At 70.5% G+C, this 13,844-nt stretch carries 14 protein-coding genes, 2 pseudogenes and 1 riboswitch; of the genes and pseudogenes, 8 read left to right on the top strand and 8 right to left on the bottom strand.

Annotated elements, in window-relative coordinates; genetic code table 11:
- Positions 1-10: 10 nt before the first annotated feature.
- Positions 11-727 (bottom strand): FHA domain-containing protein, encoded by a 717-nt coding sequence (locus MXD62_RS37130; RefSeq protein ID WP_248833996.1) that lies wholly within the window; start codon positions 725-727, stop codon positions 11-13.
- A 485-nt stretch (positions 728-1,212) separates the two neighbouring features.
- Between MXD62_RS37130 and MXD62_RS37135 the strand changes: the two genes are divergently transcribed.
- From MXD62_RS37135 to MXD62_RS37150, 4 genes are all read left to right on the top strand, one after another.
- Complete coding sequence (locus MXD62_RS37135; protein WP_248833997.1) at positions 1,213-2,643, top strand: serine/threonine-protein kinase; 1,431 nt, start codon at positions 1,213-1,215, stop codon at positions 2,641-2,643.
- Positions 2,644-3,091: 448 nt separating this feature from the next.
- Entirely contained in the window at positions 3,092-4,141 is a 1,050-nt protein-coding gene (locus tag MXD62_RS37140; RefSeq protein ID WP_308301383.1) for a hypothetical protein, read from the top strand.
- Positions 4,142-4,250: 109 nt separating this feature from the next.
- Positions 4,251-5,042, top strand: a complete 792-nt coding sequence (locus MXD62_RS37145) for an SAM-dependent methyltransferase (RefSeq protein ID WP_248833999.1) — start codon at positions 4,251-4,253, stop codon at positions 5,040-5,042.
- A gap of 55 nt (positions 5,043-5,097) precedes the next feature.
- Positions 5,098-5,970 (top strand): helix-turn-helix transcriptional regulator, encoded by an 873-nt coding sequence (locus MXD62_RS37150; protein WP_248834000.1) that lies wholly within the window; start codon positions 5,098-5,100, stop codon positions 5,968-5,970.
- A 61-nt stretch (positions 5,971-6,031) separates the two neighbouring features.
- Here MXD62_RS37150 and MXD62_RS37155 read toward each other — a convergent pair whose 3' ends face one another.
- Positions 6,032-6,901 (bottom strand): SDR family oxidoreductase, encoded by an 870-nt coding sequence (locus MXD62_RS37155; RefSeq protein WP_248834001.1) that lies wholly within the window; start codon positions 6,899-6,901, stop codon positions 6,032-6,034.
- A 110-nt stretch (positions 6,902-7,011) separates the two neighbouring features.
- Here MXD62_RS37155 and MXD62_RS37160 point away from each other — a divergent pair, with 110 nt between their 5' ends.
- Positions 7,012-7,458, top strand: a complete 447-nt coding sequence (locus MXD62_RS37160; protein ID WP_248834002.1) for a helix-turn-helix domain-containing protein — start codon at positions 7,012-7,014, stop codon at positions 7,456-7,458.
- Here MXD62_RS37160 and MXD62_RS37165 read toward each other — a convergent pair.
- From MXD62_RS37165 to MXD62_RS37175, 3 genes and pseudogenes are all read right to left on the bottom strand, one after another.
- Complete coding sequence (locus MXD62_RS37165; RefSeq protein WP_248834003.1) at positions 7,430-7,717, bottom strand: hypothetical protein; 288 nt, start codon at positions 7,715-7,717, stop codon at positions 7,430-7,432. The genes MXD62_RS37160 and MXD62_RS37165 overlap by 29 nt on opposite strands.
- 7 nt (positions 7,718-7,724) lie before the next feature.
- A pseudogene (locus tag MXD62_RS41170) lies at positions 7,725-7,946 on the bottom strand (ABC transporter ATP-binding protein); the annotation flags it as partial.
- 88 nt (positions 7,947-8,034) lie between these two features.
- Positions 8,035-8,589 carry a GNAT family N-acetyltransferase gene (locus MXD62_RS37175; protein ID WP_248834004.1) on the bottom strand — a complete coding sequence of 185 codons (555 nt, stop codon included), beginning with the start codon at positions 8,587-8,589 and terminating at the stop codon, positions 8,035-8,037.
- Between the two features lie 292 nt (positions 8,590-8,881).
- On the opposite strand from MXD62_RS37175, the gene MXD62_RS37180 reads away from it, so the two are divergent.
- On the top strand, positions 8,882-9,787 hold the full coding sequence (locus MXD62_RS37180; RefSeq protein ID WP_248834005.1) for an SAM-dependent methyltransferase: 906 nt from the start codon (positions 8,882-8,884) through the stop codon (positions 9,785-9,787).
- An 86-nt stretch (positions 9,788-9,873) separates the two neighbouring features.
- Here MXD62_RS37180 and MXD62_RS41175 read toward each other — a convergent pair.
- From MXD62_RS41175 to MXD62_RS37200, 3 genes and pseudogenes are all read right to left on the bottom strand, one after another.
- Positions 9,874-10,260 (bottom strand): annotated as a pseudogene (locus tag MXD62_RS41175) (hypothetical protein).
- The gene (locus MXD62_RS37195) at positions 10,257-11,084 is read right to left on the bottom strand and encodes a (2Fe-2S)-binding protein (protein WP_248834008.1); all 828 of its coding nucleotides are present in this window, start codon (positions 11,082-11,084) and stop codon (positions 10,257-10,259) included. The pseudogene MXD62_RS41175 and the gene MXD62_RS37195 overlap by 4 nt, the downstream one beginning before the upstream one ends.
- A complete protein-coding gene (locus tag MXD62_RS37200; RefSeq protein ID WP_308301384.1) occupies positions 11,081-11,656 on the bottom strand; it encodes an ATP-binding cassette domain-containing protein in 576 nt (191 codons plus the stop codon). The genes MXD62_RS37195 and MXD62_RS37200 overlap by 4 nt, the downstream gene beginning before the upstream one ends.
- Before the next feature lie 9 nt (positions 11,657-11,665).
- Positions 11,666-11,881: riboswitch (cobalamin riboswitch) on the bottom strand.
- A gap of 156 nt (positions 11,882-12,037) precedes the next feature.
- On the opposite strand from MXD62_RS37200, the gene MXD62_RS37205 reads away from it, so the two are divergent.
- Complete coding sequence (locus tag MXD62_RS37205; protein ID WP_248834009.1) at positions 12,038-12,424, top strand: metalloregulator ArsR/SmtB family transcription factor; 387 nt, start codon at positions 12,038-12,040, stop codon at positions 12,422-12,424.
- 398 nt (positions 12,425-12,822) lie between these two features.
- A complete protein-coding gene (locus tag MXD62_RS37210; protein ID WP_071062883.1) occupies positions 12,823-13,053 on the top strand; it encodes a hypothetical protein in 231 nt (76 codons plus the stop codon).
- Positions 13,054-13,844 lie beyond the last annotated feature (791 nt).

A 13,844-nucleotide genomic window follows, 5' to 3' on the forward strand; every position in this document is an offset into this window, starting at 1 on the left:
TAGTTGAGCGCTACACCCCGGCGCCTGGTCGCCGGGACCTCCGGACGTCCCGCTCGGTGATCAGGCGGTTGAGGATCATCCAGCGGGCCAGGTCCTCCCAGTCGGCCAGGCCGGGCTCGTCGCGGTCACTCAGCTCGCGGCGGACGTCCGAGATGACGTTGCGCACGTAGTTCGGGCCGCGGCCCAGCCGCTCGCCGATCTCCTTGTAGGTGGCCGGCCGGGCGTCGGGCCCGGACTTCGTCAGCAGTGGTCGGCACAGCTCGATGATGATGTCGAGCTGTGCGGGGCTGAGCTGGACCGGCCGGCTGATGGTCGCCCTGCTCTCGGAGAGCGTCGTATGGCCGAGGGACTTCCGGTCCTGGGTGACGGCGGAGGCGTCGACCTGCACGGTGACGGTCGCTCCGCCGCGGCGGGCCGCGACGATGTCGAACCTGGGGAACGGCAGCGAGGTCATCGCCGCCCCGGGTTCGACGATTCTGTCCTCGCCGGCGGGCGGGCGCAGGCAGAACGGCTTCGACTGCGACTTGTTGTACACCAGGACGCAGTCGTCCAGAACCCGCAGCGAGGCCATGTGCCGCGACAGGTAGGTGTCGTCGGGAAGCTTGATGGCACAGGCGCTGCTGCGCCCGACGGTGATCTCCTCATCGCGGGCGACGTGCCACCGCCGCCCGCAGTACTCCAGCATGACGACCGGGCCCGGCGAGCGGCCCGTACCGTGGTTGCCCACCCACAGCCCCTTTTTCTACGCTGCCCGTCACAGATGAATTTGGGGACAATCAATCGGCCGGCGGTGCGCCCGGACAGTGCCGACCGACATGATCTTCCGAGCCGGGCCCATTTTAGGGCGGATTCGCGGCGGTGACCAGATCAGGACCGGGTGGCGCCCTCGTTCCCACCCACCATCACCAGGAATCCGCAACGCCGCAGGTAGGCGGCGTTCCTGGCGGCCCGGAGCCTCCGGGCGCGGGAAACCCGACAGAGGCTGACGACGACCAACGACCGCCATCACCGACACCGGAGCCGCGTGAAGCCGACATACGCCGGGATTGGCAGGAGGGCCACCGGGCCGAGACGCCGGAGCGGGGCGATCCGTAGTGGTCCGGGATCCCGGGGCGATCGTTAAGCTGGTTTCATCATGATGATCCAGATCGCGATGACACAGGTCGTGGTGATGCGACGGTCGGTAGGTCGACCGGGCCGCCGGGACTGCTGATGATCGTCGACCGGGCGCGGGTGGCCGCGGTGGTGCCGAACTACGTCCTCGGTGAGCAGTTGGGCGCGGGCGCGTTCGGGCTGGTGCTAAGGGCGGAGCACCGGCGGATGCGCCGCCCGGCGGCGATCAAGGTCATGCCGGCGCAGACGGCCGAGGGCGAGCGGATCGACTTCGCCGCCGAGGCACGGCTGCTGGGCGGGCTCGATCATCCACATGTGGTCCGGGTCTACGACTACATCGAGGCCGACGACCTGTGCCTGGTGGTGATGGAGCTGCTCGCCGGTGGCACGCTGACCCGGCAGCGCGCCGGGATGAGGCCGGAGCGGGCGTGCGCGGTGGGCCTGGCGGTGTCCGCGGCGCTGAGCCATGCCCACGCCCGCAACGTGCTGCACCGCGACGTCAAGGCCGACAACATCCTGTTCGCCGCGGACGGGACCGTGAAGGTCGGCGACTTCGGCATCGCGAAGCTGTTCGAGGGGTCGGCGACGACCGCCAGCAAGGTGGCCGGCACGCCGGTCTACATGGCGCCCGAGCAGATCGAGGGCGGCCGGCTGGTCCCGGCTACCGATCTCTACGCGCTGGGCATCGTGCTCTACCGGCTCCTGACCGGCCGGCCGCCGTTCGACCCGAAGCTGCCGCTGCACATTCTGTGGCGCCGGCAGCTGACCGAGCCCGCCCCGCCCATGGACGGGGTGGCCGCCCCGGTCGCCGAGGTGGTGCTGCACGCGTTGGAGAAGAACCCGGCCGCCCGCCAGTCGGACGCCACCGCCTTCGCGTTGGCGCTCGCGCGTGCCACCGCTGCGGCCTTCGGCGCGAGCTGGATCGCCCGGGCCGGCCTGCCGTTGCATCTCGACGACGTCGTCCGCCGCATCGCCGAGGGGCTGCCGGCCGCCGAGCCGCCGGCCGGCCGCGCCCCCGATGCCCCCGAGTCGACGACCGTCCGCATGGAGGCGTCGACCGTCCGCACGCGGCCCGCGACCGGCCCCGGCGGGCCGAGGACCGTTCTCGATGACGGCGCCGCGCAGCGGCGGCCGGAGAGCGGGCGGCCGGGCGGCCCCGAATCCGCAGCGGAGGTGTTCGCCCGGCTTCGGCGGACCCACGGCCCCGAGCATCCCGACACGCTGGAGGCCGCCAACGCCCTCGCCGTACGACTGAGCGCGCTCGGTGACCACCGGGCCGCCCGCGATCTCGGCGAGGACACCCTCGCCCGCCGCCGCCGCGCCCTGGGACCCGACCACCCCGACACCCTCACCTCCGCCTACAACCTTGCCGTCTACCTGGGCAAACTCGGTCGGTACCCGGAGGCTCGCGCTCTCGGTGAGCAGGTCCTGGCCGGCCGCCGCAGGATCCTCGGCGCCGACCATCCCGACGCCCTCGCCGGCGAGGAGGCGCTGCGGTGGTGGACCCACCAGGATCCGGCCGGCGCGTAGCGCCCGGGGCCGCGCCGTCCGGCCGGCGTGCCATCGGGCGAGCGCCGTCCCGGCCCCACCGTCCGATCGCTGATGTCACGACAGATCAATCCGAGGTTCGCCCCATCCTTGACCACTCGGTCGGCAGGTACGAACGAAGCAGGTAAAAGGCCAGGTCAAAGCCAGTTCCCCACGTCCGGCAGGCAACACGCGGCGAATTTCACCTGGCCTCATCCAGACAACACCAGGACTACAGAACATCTTGGCCGCGAAAACCACGACGAGTGGGTCGGTCCCGTCACGGCGGCGATTTCACGGTCTGGAAACATCCTTCCCCGTGCGAGTTTCAGGATTCCGTCGCCGTTCCGTGACCACGAGCGTGTGCGCCGTCGTGCTCCTATGCGGGCTAACCGCGTGCGCCGACTCGGACGACCAGTCGGCCGGGCCGACCCCAACCGGAACCGGAGCGGTGGGCGCATCCCGGTACAGCACTCCGCTGAAGGGGAGCTGCCCGGATACCGTCACCGTCCAACAACCATGGTGGCCCGGCGCCGACCAGGGGTTCCTCTTCCAGCTCCTCGGGCCGAACCCCACCATCGACAAGGACTCCAGCCGCATCACCGGCCAGCTCGGCGGAACCGGTGTGACGCTTGAGATCCGGGCCGGCGGCCCGGCGGTGGGCTTCCAGCCGGCTTCCTCGCTCCTCGCCCAGGACGACGACATCCTGCTCGGCGACATCAGCACGGACGAGGCGATCCAGAACTCGGCCAAGGCGCCGTCGGTGGCGGTCTTCTCGGTGTACGAGAAGAACCCGCAGGTCCTGCTGTGGGGAAACCCGGACTGGAACTTCACCAGCGTCGCCGACATCGGTCGGGAAGGCGCGACGGTGCTGGTCTCCGCGAGCCAGGTCTCCTACCCCGAGGTGTTCGAACGGGAAGGCCTGCTGAACAAGTCGCAGATCGACACCTCCTACCAGGGCAGTCCGGACCGCTTCGTCGCGGCCGACGGTAAGATCGTGCAGCAGGGGTTCGTGACCTATGAGCCCTACCAGCTCGAGCATGACGTCAAGGCGTGGAACAAGCCCGTCAAGTATCTACTCCTCGACAAGGACTACCCGGTCTACCGGTCGCAGCTTTCCATCCGGCCGGACAAGCTCGCGGCCAACCGCGACTGCCTCAGCAAGCTCGTGCCACTGTTCCAGCAGGCGCAGCGTGACTACATCAACGATCCCGAGGCGACCAACCAGCTCCTGCTCAAGGTCCTCGACTCGCTGAACACCAGCGGGTTCACCCTCTCCCCCGAGCTGCTCGCGAACGCCAACGCCCAGCAGAAGAGCCTCGGCCTGATCGCCGACGGCAGCGACGGCGTCCTGGGCAGCTTCGACACCGCGCGCGTCCAGACCCTGATCGGCCGCCTCACCCCGGTCTTCGAGGCCAAGGGCGACAAGCTGAAGCCGGGCCTCGCCCCGAAGGACCTGGTCACCAACGAGTTCCTCGACCGGTCGATCTCCCTGAAGTAGCCGAGAAGCAGCCAACCAGGAATCCACGGTGGTCCCGAACCCAGGGTTCGGGACCACCGTGGATTCCGCCCGCCGACGCCCGCGACCACCGCGCGCAGGGAGCCGCCCCGTGAACAGCCCCACCGACGACCACCCGCCAGCCACGTTCGACACCAGCAGGCCACAGTCGGCCCGGGTCTGGAACTACTGGCTGGGCGGCAAGGACTACTTCGAGGTCGACAGCGAGTACGGAGACCGCTACGTCGAGCTGTACCCGGACATCGTCGAGATCGCCCGGGCCGCCCGGGCCTTCCTCGGCCGTGCGGTCCGCCACCTGACCGGCGACGTGGGCATCCGGCAGTTCCTCGACATCGGCACCGGCCTGCCCGTCACCGGAAACACCCATGAGGTCGCCCAGTCGGTCGACCCACGGTCCCGCGTCGTGTATGTCGACAACGACCCGCTGGTGCTGGCGCACGCCCGCGCCCTGCTGACGGGCAGCCCCGAAGGGGCCACCGCCTACCTCGACGCCGACGTGCACGACCCCGAGACCATCCTGGCGGGCGCGGCCGAGACCCTGGACTTCAGCCGCCCGGTCGGGCTCATCCTCATGGGGATCATGGGGAATGTGGTCGACCTCGACGAGGCATACGCGATCGTGCGGCGGTTTCTCGATGCCGTGCCATCGGGAAGCCATCTCGTGCTCGGTGACGGCACCGTCGCCGACGGAAAGGTCCACGCCCTCAGCGAGGGGTCCGGCGGGCACGGGTACTACAACCGGACACCCCAGGAGATCGCCCGGTATTTCGACGGTCTCGAGCTGCTCGAGCCCGGCCTGATCTCGACCCCGTTCTGGCGACCCGCCCCGGGCACCATCCCCACTGCGCTGGACTCGTTCTGCGGTGTCGCACGCAAGGCGTGAGCGCCATCAAAGAAGGGAAGACATTCTCGAACGCTGATCACTTACGGGGGACAGGATGGTAGACCAGCGGAACCGCGGGCCGGTCGCGCTGCGGATCCTGCTTGGCGGCCAGCTTCGCCGGTTCCGGGAGGAGCGGGAGATCACCCGCGAGGCGGCCGGGTATGCGATCCGGAGCTCTGACTCGAAGATAAGCCGGCTGGAGCTGGGGCGGGTCGCGTTCAAAATTCGCGACATCGAGGATCTGCTCACCCTCTACGGGGTGGATGACGAGGCCGTGCGCGCCCCGTTGCTCGCCCTGGCCCGGGAGGCCAACCAGCCCGGCTGGTGGCGCGCCTTCGCCGCCGTCCTGCCGGACTGGTCCGAGCTGTACCTCGGCCTGGAGACCGCCGCGACGCAGATCCGGGCCTACGAGGCCCAGTTCGTCCCGGACCTGCTCCAGACCGAGGACTACGCCCGCGCCGCCATCGGCCTGAACAGCAGCCAGTTCGCGGCTCCGCCCGGGGAGCTCGAACGCCGGGTCAGCCTGCGGATGCGCCGACAGGAGATACTGACCCATCCGGAGGATCCCGCCACGCTCTGGGTCGTCCTGGACGAGGCGGCCCTGCGGCGCCCGGTCGGCGGGCCGCGGGTCACCCGCGCCCAGATGAAGCACCTGCTCGCGGTCTCCGAACAGCCGAACGTCATCATCCAGGTGATGCCGTTCGCCTTCGGCGGCCACGCCGCGGAAGGCGGCACCTTCAGTATCCTGCGCTTCGCCGAGCCGGAGCTTTCCGACGTCGTCCACTGCAGGTACCTCACAGGTGCGGTCTACCTGGACAAGCCAGCCGACGTGCTCCGGTACTCGGAGGTCATGGGCCGCATGATCATTGACAGCACACAGCCCGGAGATTTCGCCGACTATCTGCAGCGAATCCTCGCCGAGGAATAGCCGCGCGCCGTCCTGACCGCCTTTCGTGGTGGTGCGCCGGTCCACGAGCCCGCCCGGCCGGTCACGGCACCGCGGGCGCGCCGGCGGCGGCCACCGCGTCCGCCAGGTTGACGGTCGGATGGCCGATGAGCCGGCTCAGGTCGCCGGTGTCGATCTGGAGCCGTCCCGCGCCGATCGCCCGGTCCGCGTCGGCGAGGACGCGCGCGACGGGCCCGGGCAGACCCGCGCCGGTCAGGACGGCCTCCAGCTCGGGCTGCGTGACGTCGCGGTAGACGATCGGCTGGCCGGTGTGCTTGGCGATCTGCTCGGCCAGCTCCGGCAGGGTGAAGGACGTGTCGCCGCCCAGCTCGTACACGGCGCCCTCGTGCCCCTCACCCGTCAGGACGGCGGCGGCCGCCTCGGCGTACTCCGACCGGGCGGCCCCGCTGACGCGGCCCTCGCCGGCGCAGCCCACGACCGCGCCCACCTGGAGGTAGACCGGGAGCTGGTCGGTGTAGTTCTCGAAGTACCAGCCGTTGCGCAGGAAGGTGAACGGGACGCCGAGCGCGCGGATGCCCGCCTCGGTCCCCCGGTGTTCCTCGGCCAGCAGCATGTCGGTGGTGTCGGCGTACGGCGCGCTGGTGTAGACGACGAGGGACGCGCCGGCGTCGCGCGCCGCCCGGGCCGCGCCCACGTGCTGCTCGACCCGGCGACCGAAGTCCGTCCCCGACACGATCAGCGCCTTCTCGACCCCGGCGAACGCCGTCGCGAGCGAGGCCGGGTCGTCGAAGTCCAGGCGGCGGACGTCCACGCCCCGCTCCGCCAGCGCCGACAGTGCGTCGACATTGCGGGTGCCCGCCACGATCCGCCCCGCGGGGACGCCGCGGGCCAGCAGGTTCTCGACGACGAGCCGGCCGAGGTGACCGCCGGCTCCGGTGACGACGATGGACATGGGTCCTCCAGCGGTGGGTGTGGTCGAACAGCGCCGTCTGCGCCCACCAGGACCCTCTCGCGAACACTTTCCTGCGCATAGTACCCACCTTCAGGTAAGGTACTGTCTTCATGGTTAGTAACCAGGTCAGCGGCCTGTCCAACGGCCAGCTCAGCCACGAGGTCAGCCACGAGGTCAGCGACCAGTTCGGCGGGCTGCGGGCCCTCTTCGCGGACGGCTTCTTTCCCCGCGACTGTCCGACCCGGACAGTCCTCGACCACGTCACGAGCCGGTGGGGGATCCTCGTCCTGCTCACGCTGTCCGGGCGGACCCTGCGCTGGGGGGAGCTGCGCAGAGCCATCGAGGGCGTGAGCGAGAAGATGCTCGCCCAGACACTGCGCACCCTCGAGCAGGACGGGCTCGTCCACCGTGAGGCGCTCCTGGTCATCCCGCCACACGTGGAGTACAGCCTCACCGGTCTCGGAGACGACCTGGTCACCCACCTGGCCCCCCTGGTGGCCTGGATCGCCCGGCACGCCGACGAGATCGTCACCCGCGCGACGCCGTCCACACCGTGATCCGGCCGGCGGCTAAAAGCCGCCGCGGCGGCCGACGGCCCGGCGGGTGCGGCGGTACCCGGGAGCCCGCGATCCCGAAGAGGTCGGACACCGAGCCGATCGCCATCAGCAGGGCGGCGAGCACCAGGACGTAGATGTCGACGGTCCACTGCAGATCGGTGGACGAGGAGTCGAGCGCGTCGGCCATCGCCGGCACCGCCACGCTGACGATCGTGACGCCGAAGAGCACCATGAAGGTGCTCAGGGAGACCGTGAGCAACGGTAGCCACCCGCTGGCGCTCGCCGCCGGACAGGGCACTGCCGCCCTCCCCGACCCGGGTGTCCCAGCCCTCGGGCAGCCGCGCGACGATCTCGTCGACCCGGGGCAGCCGCGCGGCCTCGCTCACCTGCTCGGCGCTCGCCCCGGGACGTCCGATCCGGATGTTGTCCTCGACGTTGCCCTCGAACAGGTAGACGTCCTGGAAGACCACGGAGATCAGTGACGTCAGCTCGTCACACACAGCCCCTGCAGGCGCAGCGGCGACCTGCGCCCTGGCGATCGATGTCGCCCCATGCATGGCAGGAGCCGCGAACATGTCACCTATCTAGCCTGTATCGATCTAGCCTGTATCGATACCGAACGTCGCGGATCGCGGTTCCACCGACGATCTCATCCCGGACGGCGCCGTCCGGCTCCCAGCCAAGGTGCGCGTAGAACCGCCTCGCGCGAAGGTTCGTCTCCAGCACCCACAACGTCGCGCACATGAAGCCCGCCGCGTCGACATCGCGGACCGCCGCGGCCATCAGATGCCGTCCCACGCCCCTGCCCCAGGCGGCGGGCAGGACGTAGAAGGAGACGATTTCCCCGACCTCGCCCGCGTCCTGGTCGTCGTCCTGGGTGGGACGCAGGTCCGCGAAGCCGACGATGTCACCAACGTCGTCGGTGTCGTCGGTGTCGTCGGCGATCAGAGTGCCTCGGGCAGGCCAGGCAGCCTGGCTCAGGGTCGTCATCCACCTCGGCACGCGCTGTGCCGGGTGTAGCCCGTCGAGAAGCGGCTGCGGCAGGAGCCCGCGGTAGCCGACCTGCCAGGACAGCACATGCACCCGGGCGATCTGCTCGGCATCACTGACAAGGCCCCGACGAACCCGCATTCGACGATCATCTCACCGCCGTCACCCCCTCGCCTCCTTCCGACTTAATCAGCGGTCTCGCGGCGAGAATCATTTGTATCTCCCGGTCCACGTAGCGTTTGAGGCAGGTGAACGAGACACAGGAACGAACGGCACCCGGGTACAGATCTATAGATTTCAGGTTCTGTTAGCCTCGGCGGCCCCACGAACTCAACTGCCGGATTTCTCCGCATAGCCGTAGGTAAGGTCGATACTTCGACAGGGAAACTCTGCGTAAGGCGGCACAAGGTTCCCCTCACGAAAGGAATATGACATGGCGGAGCAGCGGAGTTGGGACATCGTCACCGGTCCCGGGCTGACGGCCCTCGGTATAGCCGCGTCCCGGACGGTGGAGTCGTCGATGCCCGACGCGCTCATCGACGACCCGTTCGGGGCCGCGTTCGTCCAGGCTGTGGCCTCACCCGTGTCGTTCCCGCTGAATTGGCCCGCCGCGGGCGAGCCGGTGACAGACCGGCAGGCGCTGTCTCTGCATACCTCCCGCTACATCGGCGTGCGCTCGCGGTTCTACGACGATTTCGTCCACGACGCACTTCGCGGCGGTGTCGGTCAGGTCGTTCTTCTCGCCGCGGGCCTGGACACCCGTGCGTTCCGACTGAGCTGGCCCGGTGACGTCACGCTGTACGAACTGGACCAGCCGCAGGTCCTCGCGTTCAAGGACGACGTGCTGCAGCGCAAGCAGGCGCAACCGGGCTGCCGGCGCGTCCCGGTCGGAACCGATCTGCGCGAGGAATGGCCGGGCGCGCTCATCGCGGCGGGGTTCACCCCGAGCGACCCAACCGCCTGGATCGCGGAAGGGCTGCTCGGCTACCTACCGGCGGCGGCCGAGGAACGCCTGATCCGGGAGATCCACCGGCTCTCCGTCCCCGGCAGTCGACTCGCGCTCGACCGCTTCGCCCACCTGGAGCGCCTCGCCTCCGACACCGCCACGCTGGACCAGCTCACCAGCCGGTCCGGGATCGAGGCGAGGGCCCTGTTCAACACCGAGACCCGCCCCCATCCCGCCCAGTGGCTACGCCCCAACGGCTGGACCATCCGCGAGGATGACGACCGCACGGTCGCCCACCGCTACGGCCGCGATCTGACCGACCCCTTCACCGGGAAGGCCACCCGGCCCTGGTTCGACACACAGTTCCTCACCGCCGAGCTCACCCGTACCTGACCCTCGGACGGAGCCATCCGCCCGACCGCTCGGCTGCAACGCCGGGGTGGGCATCGCCAAGTGCGTCACCGCCGACGGAGGTCCGTTCAGCCGTGGCGAAAGCCGGTGCCGGAGCGGTCCCGTGGGTCTGGGCCCAGGCCCAGGTAGCGTTCGCGCAGGGCGTCCCAGGCGGCGAGCCGGCCGAAATCCGGGCCGCTGGCGGTGTGCTCGCCGATGCACAGATGGAAGTGCCAGGCCCCGAAGTCGACGGTGACGTAGCCGTCGTACACGCCGATCCGCCGCGGCGCGTTCGGTGCCGCGACTTCTCAGGCCGCGCCCTGGACGATCACGCCGAAGCCGATCTGGCGCCAGTGGTCGGTGAAGATCTCGGTGATGAGGGACAGCAGGGTCTCGGTGTCGGTGGGCAGCGCAAAGACGTGCAGGGTGCCGTTGCCGAGCTCTTCGGTGGCCCGGTATTCGGTGTCGGTGGTCAACGTCGTGTCCTCTCCGCGGCCGGGCTCAGGGGGCAGTCTCCGCAGGTACCGCCGCCCGGCACCCGGTAGAACAGGCAACAGCTCCGCCGGACCACCGAGGAGACCGCCAGTCCGCCGTCGGAGGTGACCGCATGGACGGTCGTACCGGCGAGCGGCGGTGTCGCCAGCAGCGCGGCCGCCATCCGGGGAACGTCCTTCGTGCGGGTGACGAGCGGGGAGGCGGCCAGTACCCGCGTCGAGCCGACCAGCGCGGACGCGGCGTTGCCCCAGAGCAGGCGCGGGGCGAGCCGGGTCTCACCCCGCAGGGCCGTGAAGTAGGGCCGCAGGTGGTCCTCGACGATGCTCTCGCGGAGCAGGTCGACGGCGTCCGCCAGGCTCTCGGCGCGCCAGCCGGCGGTCTCGTCCACGATCAGCCGCACGGGCGCGGTGAGCCTCGGCTGCACCCGGAGGCGGGGTGGGGGCAGGTCGGGGACGATGCCGGCGGTCGCCCAGCAGCCCAGGGCCACCGACCAGAGCCGGGCGGCGTGGCCGAGCGCGAGGGTGGACGCGGCGACCCGTCGTTCGACGCCGCCAAGCCGTTCGTTCACTCCGTCGACCGCGGCGGCCAAGGCCGCCCCGCCCCGGTAGAGCTCGTCGACACGAACCGGCACCGGCCCGGCCCCACCCACCTCGCAGGCACCGGCGCCGGCGAGATCGACCGCGATGTCGGCCTCGAAGTAGGGGCTGATCTCGGCGAGCCTCCGCAAGGCGCTCGCCACCTCGGCGGCGGACACCGTCGGGGCGGGCCGCCGCCCCGCTCCGGTCATGTCGGGCTGGCCCGTCACACTGCCTCCCGCAGCTCGAAGGTCCTGGTCACCGGATCGAAGCGCAGGTCGTCGCCGTCGAAGGTGGTGTTCACCGCCCCGGAGGCGATCACCTCCGCCGGGCGGCCCGTGTGCAGGGTCCCTGTCCGGCCGAGGAGCCACACGCCCTCGGCCACGCGGAGCGAGAGCTCGAGGTCGTGAGTGGAGACGACGACCGCGAGGTCTCGTTCCCGGGCGAGGCGGCGCAGCAGGGCGGTGACGGCGACGCGGGACGGCGCGTCGAGGAAGGCTGTCGGCTCGTCGAGCAGCACCAGCGTCGCTTCCTGGGCCAGGGCGCGGGCCATCATGACCCGTTGCCGTTCGCCGTCGGAGAGCTCGTCGGCCTCGCGCCCGGCCAGCACCTCGCGGCGGGCCCGACGCCGGAAGCCGGCCGGGCGAAGGAGGGCACGCAGCCCCGGGCGTCCGGTGCGGAAGCCGCGGTCGGGGACGGGTCGTCCTCGCCGCAGGCCGCCAGCAGGGCGGGGGCGATCAGGAGTGTGGCGCTCAGGGCCACCAGACGTGCGCGCATGCCAGAACAGGCCGCCTTCCAGCACCTCGTGGACGGTGTTCGCGGGTGCCGTGGCCGGTCTCCTGGCTGACGGGTGGTGCGTCGCCGGCCGCCTTCCCAGGCGGCGGTACTCGGCGCCCAGTGACTTCCCCGGTGGGCGGGGACTGGCCGGCGACATCCCGATCACAGTGGCGAGGGCCGCTCCGGCGTATCACCGGATTCCCGAGCACCACGGCCGACAAACCGTACGACCAACGCGAGTCACCTGCAAGACCATGCAGGTGTTTCCGCGGGTGCCGCGCCCATCACGGATGGAGGCTGATTCCGCCCGGCGGGCGGTATCCGGCTCGTCGGGCCACGGTCTGAGGGTCGGATGCACAACCGCCACGGGCAGGTGCCCGGTCGACGTGGATGCGAGAATCTCCACATGCACCGGTTGGACGACCAGAACCGGGCCCGGATCATCGACGGCGACCGGGCCTGCGACGCCGTCGCCGCCATCGGTGACCGCGACGAGGTGACGCGGTGGGCCGCCCGGTTCGCCATGCTCGGCGAACCGGGCCGGCTCGCCATCCTGCTCGCGGTGCACTACGCCGGCCCGATCTCCGTCTCGGATCTGGCCACCGCCGTCGGCATGAACGACGCCGCCGTCTCCCAGGCACTGCGGGTCCTGCGCCAGCAGAACGCCGTGCTCGCCGAGCGCGACGGTCGGATCATCCGCTACAGCCTCGCCGACCCCGCCGTCGCCGACCTGCTGGGCCGCGTCCGGCCCGATCCCCAGCTCCACCACCGGTCCTGCCAGCCCGCCCGCTGACGCCCGCCGGCCGGCAGGCGAGCCACAATCGACCTGCTCGACCTGCTCGACCTCACCGCGCTCGCCGACCGCCACGTCGACGAGCTCTCCGGCGGCCAGGCGCAACGTCGTCACGTCGGGAACCCCGGCCGATGTCTACGCCGCCGACCTCATCGAAACCATCTACGGGCTCCCCGTCGACGTCGACCTCCGCGACGGAACACCCGAGGTCAGACCCACCCTGCCCATTACCGGTGGGCGGCGCTGACGCCTCGCGCCGGGGGAATGGCGGAAGGCCTTCCCACTGGCGGGGCGCCGACGGCGGCGTAACATCGGACTGGAGCAACAGCCACCCGGGTCGTGACCCGCGAGCGGCGCCCATCCCGGGCGCACCTGTGGCCCTTTTACGGAGCGACTTGATGGACTCCGACAACCTGCTCAAAGCGATCCAGCCGGAACCGGCCGCACTCGGCAGACACTACGGTTCCTGCGACGGCAAGGCCGCCCTCGCCCGCGAGACCAGCCCCGGCAGCTGGCAGGTGAAGGTACGCGATCCGATCAACCGCCTGGCCGGCCACGACGGCTGGATGATGCTCGGCACCGGCTGGAGCACCCTGGCCGAAGCACGCGCGGCCACCGGGCTGTCCTAGACATCAGTACCCCCGGCCGCAACCTCGTCAGCTAGGCGGCCGGCCGAGGTCGCGAGCGGTCCAATGCGAGGACCCATTGGCCGGGTCAGGTGCCCAGGGCCGGGAGTGGAACAGAGCCGGATAAACGGGGGACGTGCTCCCGGCCCGTGCCGCCGGAGATGTGGGGCTCCGGCCGCCGGGCAGGGGCGTGCACCTGTCCGGCTCGTTGTCGTCGTTGCTGTCGAGGTCCCGGTGTCCACCAGCGGAATGGCCATTACTGGCCCGACTTCCGAGCGGCACCCCTCTCGGGCTGGAAGTCCTGGAAGTCCCTGAAGGAGCCCAGCGCCACACTTTCGGGGGCGGATGCCCCGTGGACCGCCGAGTGGTCGGGTTTCACGCCCGGCCTGCTCGAACGGGGCCGCCGGGCCCTCCGTCAGCTTGTCTTCGTCGGGTTCACGGCTGGCACGCTGCCGGGGTGGCAGACCCTGAAGGGTGCGGCGCTTCCGCCCCAGTGCACGACGCGTCCTGACCAGAGCGGGGCGCAGTTGTCGGTGGTCAGAGCTCGCAGCGTGGTTCCATCCTCGATGCCGTTGCCGAAACACGAGTCGAAGTAGACGTAGACCTCGTGGGCTGACCCGCCCGCCGTCAGGCGGTGAACCGCCCCGGGTTCGGTGCAGACTGCCCGACCTGACGAGCACGCGACCACGTCGACGCAGGACGCTCTCCTCGACCTCGTCTATCGATCCAACACAAGGTCGATAACGCAGGCTCGACGGGCCGCCCGAATTCGAGTGCAGGCCGGCCCGACCAAG

The organism is Frankia sp. Mgl5 (assembly GCF_023242985.1).
In the GTDB taxonomy this organism is placed as follows: Bacteria; Actinomycetota; Actinomycetes; order Frankiales; family Frankiaceae; genus Parafrankia; species Parafrankia soli.